This is a genomic window from Brucella sp. RRSP16, assembly GCF_052246815.1.
In the GTDB taxonomy this organism is placed as follows: Bacteria; Pseudomonadota; Alphaproteobacteria; order Rhizobiales; family Rhizobiaceae; genus Brucella; species Brucella intermedia.
This window is the reverse complement of the sequence record NZ_JBQQAM010000060.1, coordinates 1-417: the sequence shown is the minus strand read 5'-3', so window position 1 is coordinate 417 and position 417 is coordinate 1. Positions and strand designations below refer to the sequence as shown.

Here is a 417-nt window from a genome sequence, read left to right as displayed (position 1 = left end):
TGAACTGCCCCCCATTTCGACCGGACAGTCGGCATAAGCAGAAAGGCTCAAGCACAGGCTTGGGTATAGGCTTATGTCTAACGAGTATCGACACGTTGAATTGCTGACGGGTGATGTTCGCCGCAGGCGGTGGACAACCGAGCAAAAGCTGACAATCATTGAGCAGAGTTTCGAACCAGGCGAGACGGTATCGTCCACCGCTCGCCGCCATGGCGTCGCGCCCAATCTGCTTTATCGGTGGCGCAGGCTCTTGAGCGAGGGAGGTGCTGCAGCTGTGGATTCTGACGAGCCGGTGGTCGGCAATTCGGAAGTGAAGAAGCTGGAAGATCGCGTCCGCGAGCTGGAGCGCATGCTCGGCCGCAAGACGATGGAGGTCGAAATCCTTCGGGAAGCCTTGTCCAAAGCAGACTCAAAAAA

The 417-nt window shown here is 57.1% G+C and carries 1 protein-coding gene; it reads left to right on the top strand.

Features of this window, described 5'->3' with window-relative positions; genetic code table 11:
• Positions 1-73: 73 nt before the first annotated feature.
• Positions 74-417, top strand: a 344-nt coding sequence (locus ACS5UA_RS22890; protein WP_443101892.1) for a transposase, incomplete at its 3' end; no start/stop codon positions are given.